We start from the raw sequence: 3,942 nt of genomic DNA, 5'->3' as shown, positions 1-3,942 counted from the left end.
TTGCCTTTCCGCTCCTCACGAATGATCTGCGCGTCGGCAACCCGGTCTGCGAATGCGGGGGAGCCGAGGATGAAGTCGATACGCATCCCCTGTTTCTTCGGGAACCGCAACTGGGTGTAGTCCCAGTACGTGTAGACGCCCGGGCCGGGGGTGAAAGGCCTTACCACGTCTGAAAATTGGGCGTCGACGATTGCGTCGAACGCTGTGCGCTCCGGTTCGGAGACGTGAGTCGAGCCCTCGAAGAATTCGACGCTCCAGATGTCCTCGTCGGTGGGAGCGATATTCCAGTCACCGACCAAGGCAATCTGCGCCGATGGGTCGTCGCGCAGCCAGCCGGACGCGGTATCACGCAGCGCAGCAAGCCAATTCAGCTTGTATGTGTAGTGCGGGTCGTCCAGGGCGCGGCCGTTGGGCACATAAAGACTCCACACCCGCACTCCTGCGCAGGTGGCGCCGAGCGCGCGGGCTTCGGCAGCGGCGGCGACATCCGGCTTGCTGCTCCAGGTGGGTTGGCCGTCGAAGCCCACCTCGACGTTGTCCAGGCCGACTCGCGATGCGATCGCCACGCCGTTCCACTGATTAAAACCGCAGTGCGCCGTTTCGTAGCCAAGTTCCAGGAACGGCATCGCCGGGAACTGTTGGTCGGAGCACTTGGTTTCCTGCATGGCGAGCACGTCGACCTCGGCGCGCTTCAGCCAATCGAGCACACGATCGAGCCGCGTGCGAATCGAGTTCACGTTCCAGGTGGCTATCCGCAGGCCGCCGTCAACCATGCCATCGGGCATGGCGACGACCCTACGTGGTTGGCGTGACGTAACGCGCGCGGTGGTGCAAGACGAAGCCCATCGACCTGGCCAAGTCGGCGGTCGCGTAATTGTCGTCTTGAATCCGGAGGTAGCCACGGCTGGCGCCGCGCGATACGCCCCAGGCCAACAGTGCCTCGCACAGCGCGCGGCCCGCGTCGGAGTTCAGGTCTGGCACCCACACCGTCGACAGGCCCACCCAGCGGGTGCCGTCCGGAGCATCGGTGACCGCCGCGCGTGCAACCGCCGCATTCGCGTGCGTGCCGAAAACCAGCTCGCCGTCGACGACCGCTGTCAATACGTCGACCGGAATCTCGTACTGGCAGAGCCGAAACCACGTGTCGTCGGGGCGGGCCGACAGCCGGACCGACGGATCGGGTTCGTCGCGGTGTAGGTCACGCACCAGCACCCGATTCGCGTGCTCGCCCCCGCCGGTCAGCCGGAGTAGACGATCGGCGACCGCGAGCCGCGGAATCAGGTCACGGCTTCGGTACCAGTCGACGATCGCCGGGATCGCCGCCTGACTCGCAGAGTTCGCCACTGGCACAGCGGAATTGGCGGCGTAGGTGACGCCGTGTCCGGCGCGCAGTAGCCAACCGTCCAGCCACTGCTGCTCGACACCCGGCCAGGCCAGCGCGGCGGCATGCTCGAGCGCGCGGATCTCCGACGCTCGCACAGGGACATCGCTGAGAGTCCTGACGGCGACCACGTCCGCGGGTGCGAACTGCACCACTGTGCCCGTCTTCGTCCGGACCCGGACGAGCGGTGTGGTGTCGAGTAGATGGCCGATGACATCGGTCAGCGGTGGCACCGAGCCGTCGGGCAGGCGGTAACGGACCGTCACCCTGGCTCCGAGCTCGGGCCACGAAACCATCAGTGACCGAACGGATCCGGCCCTTCGCCCGGCATCCACGACAACCCGGGCACGCCCCAGTCGTGCGATTTGACGGCTCGCTTGGCGGCGCGCGCATGCCGTCCGATCAAGCAGTCCAGGTACAGGAGGCCGTCCAAGTGGCCGGTCTCATGTTGGAGCATGCGCGCGAACAACCCTGAGCCCTCGATGGTTATCGCGTTGCCGTCGGCGTCGAGCCCGGTCACCTTGGCCCACTTCGCCCGCCCGGTTGGAAACGATTCACCCGGCACCGAGAGGCAACCCTCGTCGTCATCCTCGGGATCGGGCATGGTCTCGGGGACCTCGGAGGTTTCCAGCACCGGGTTGACCACGACTCCGCGACGCCGCGCCGTCTGCCCTCGCTCGTCGGCGCAGTCGTAGACGAATACCCGAAGACCTACACCGATCTGGTTGGCCGCCAGACCGACCCCGTAGGCGGCATCCATGGTGTCGTACAGATTCGTGATCAGGTCGGCCAGGTCGGCCGGCAGCGAACTGTCCGCCGCGACCGGCACCGGCACGGTGGGAGTGTGCAAGACGGGATCCCCCACGATGCGAATGGGTACGACTGCCATGACCGCAAAGCTTAAAGCCCGAGTCCATCTGCTCCGGTTGCGGAGTCAACCCGGGACAGGCAACCTCACCTAGTAAGCCGACTCGCGGGTCTGGCTTCCAGGTCAAGGGTTGCCGACGTGGTTGAATAATCGCCGGAGCAGCGAGCATTCGAGATTTCGCCGAAAGGGTCGAGGAGCGATATGGACAGCGCTATGGCGCGGGCTAATCGATCGGGGGACGACTCTGGACTTGCCGATGGGCTGACTCGCCGCGAACACGACATTTTGGCCTTCGAACGCCAATGGTGGAAATACGCCGGTGCCAAAGAGGAAGCCATCAAAGAATTGTTCGGAATGTCGGCCCCGAACTACTACCGGGTGCTCAATGCGTTGGTCGACCGGCCCGAGGCGTTAGCTGCCGATCCCATGCTGGTGAAACGACTCCGGAGGCTGCGGGCCAGCCGGCAGAAAGCGCGCGCGGCCCGGCGACTGGGCTTCGAGCTCACCTAAGATTTTGCCTGCTCACAGGGCGTCGCTGTGGGTTTTGGCCCACCTCTCGATACAGTGACGTCAATGAATGAGCGCGTTCCCGACTCGACCGGCCTTCCGCTGCGGGCCATGGTGATGGTGCTGTTGTTCCTCGGTGTCATCTTCTTGCTGGTCGGATTTCAGGCCATGGGATCGGGCAGTAACACCGACGACGATTCGTCGGTCGCCAGCGTCACGACCACCGCAGCGGCATCGAAGACCTCGGCGAAGCCGCCGCCAAAGGCCGATGTGCTCGTCTTCAACATCTCCAGCTCCAGGGGTGTCGCGGGGAAAGCGGCCGACCAGATCAAGCAGGGTGGTTTCAACGTCACCAAGATCGACAACCTCACGCTGCCCGATGTCTCGAAAACAACGGTCTACTTCACCGACGCGCCCGGTGAGCACGAAACCGCCGATGCCGTGGGCCAGCTACTCAAAGCGGATGTCGCGCCGCGGACGAAGGAAGTCGCCGACCAGCCGCCCGGCGTGATCGTGGTGGTAACTGGCTAGTGCACGGCTTTCCTGCCTAGAACGGCGGCGGATCGTCGTCTGTGTCAGGTGGGGCGGGCCCGAGGTGGCTCATCGATTCGGAGCGACGGACCGTGCGCGCAATCTGGTTTTGTCGGCGTTCCGCGGCGATGCGGTTGTTGCGGTCTTGTGCACGGGTGCGGCGTCGCTTGGGCATCATGGCCGTCCGGTCACCGCAGTAGTGGATCGTCGGGCCGGATCGCGGCGCCTGTAGGTCACCGGTAGGCGAGCACAGGCTGGGGAAGAGCAGCGCGCTGCCTGGTGTGGTGACGTAGGTCTTTCTCGACGGAGAAGTGAGAATGACTGTGCCGTCCGGCAACTGCTGATCACGCCACCCCCAGAAAGTCTTCACGAGGTGATGAGTGCGGCAGTAGCACTTCAAGTTTGAGGCGTGGGTGGGCCCGCCCGCGCCGTAGGGAATGGTGTGGTCAAGGTCGCAGTCATGTGCGGGCCGGTCGCAACCGGGCCAGCGGCAGGTCAAATCCCGGCAGCGCACGAAATCCGCCAGCGCTTGCGAGGGCACATACCCAGGTTCGGACGGCGCGTCGCCTGGGTGGATCAGCGGCACCAGCTTGGCGGAGTGGGCCAGCTCGGCAACAAGCTCGGGTGGAATCAGCCCGTCGGCACGGACTTCGGA

At 65.0% G+C, this 3,942-nt stretch carries 6 protein-coding genes; 2 read left to right on the top strand and 4 right to left on the bottom strand.

From position 1 onward, the window contains the following. From WAN02_RS19610 to WAN02_RS19600, 3 genes are all read right to left on the bottom strand, one after another. Nucleotides 1-758: exodeoxyribonuclease III (locus WAN02_RS19610; RefSeq protein WP_422265900.1), on the bottom strand; the 758-nt coding region annotated here is incomplete at its 3' end. A gap of 37 nt (nucleotides 759-795) precedes the next feature. Then, on the bottom strand, nucleotides 796-1,677 hold the full coding sequence (locus tag WAN02_RS19605) for an N-acetylglutamate synthase, CG3035 family (protein ID WP_422265899.1): 882 nt from the start codon (nucleotides 1,675-1,677) through the stop codon (nucleotides 796-798). After that, complete coding sequence (locus WAN02_RS19600) at nucleotides 1,677-2,270, bottom strand: peptide deformylase (RefSeq protein WP_422265898.1); 594 nt, start codon at nucleotides 2,268-2,270, stop codon at nucleotides 1,677-1,679. The genes WAN02_RS19605 and WAN02_RS19600 overlap by 1 nt, the downstream gene beginning before the upstream one ends. Nucleotides 2,271-2,450: 180 nt before the next feature. Between WAN02_RS19600 and WAN02_RS19595 the strand changes: the two genes are divergently transcribed. Together WAN02_RS19595 and WAN02_RS19590 are read left to right on the top strand one after the other, a co-directional pair. Next, nucleotides 2,451-2,759 carry a DUF3263 domain-containing protein gene (locus tag WAN02_RS19595; protein ID WP_325691833.1) on the top strand — a complete coding sequence of 103 codons (309 nt, stop codon included), beginning with the start codon at nucleotides 2,451-2,453 and terminating at the stop codon, nucleotides 2,757-2,759. 63 nt (nucleotides 2,760-2,822) lie between these two features. Next, nucleotides 2,823-3,287, top strand: a complete 465-nt coding sequence (locus WAN02_RS19590) for a LytR C-terminal domain-containing protein (protein WP_422265897.1) — start codon at nucleotides 2,823-2,825, stop codon at nucleotides 3,285-3,287. A 16-nt stretch (nucleotides 3,288-3,303) separates the two neighbouring features. On the opposite strand, the gene WAN02_RS19585 is transcribed toward WAN02_RS19590, so the two are convergent. Beyond that, the coding region (locus WAN02_RS19585) for a DUF222 domain-containing protein (RefSeq protein WP_422265896.1) at nucleotides 3,304-3,942 on the bottom strand (639 nt) is incomplete at its 5' end.

Origin of the sequence: Mycobacterium sp. (assembly GCF_049281135.1) — a bacterium.
Lineage (GTDB): Bacteria > Actinomycetota > Actinomycetes > Mycobacteriales > Mycobacteriaceae > Mycobacterium.
Note: the sequence above shows the minus strand (reverse complement) of the source record. Positions and strands in the feature narration are given on the sequence as shown.

Excerpts from the sequence above, each read along its gene's own strand:
- WAN02_RS19600 (WP_422265898.1), bottom strand. The coding sequence starts at position 2,270 with ATGGCAGTCGTACCCATTCGCATCGTGGGGGATCCCGTCTTGCACACT.
- WAN02_RS19590 (WP_422265897.1), top strand. The coding sequence starts at position 2,823 with ATGAATGAGCGCGTTCCCGACTCGACCGGCCTTCCGCTGCGGGCCATG.
- WAN02_RS19605 (WP_422265899.1), bottom strand. The coding sequence starts at position 1,677 with ATGGTTTCGTGGCCCGAGCTCGGAGCCAGGGTGACGGTCCGTTACCGC.
- WAN02_RS19595 (WP_325691833.1), top strand. The coding sequence starts at position 2,451 with ATGGACAGCGCTATGGCGCGGGCTAATCGATCGGGGGACGACTCTGGA.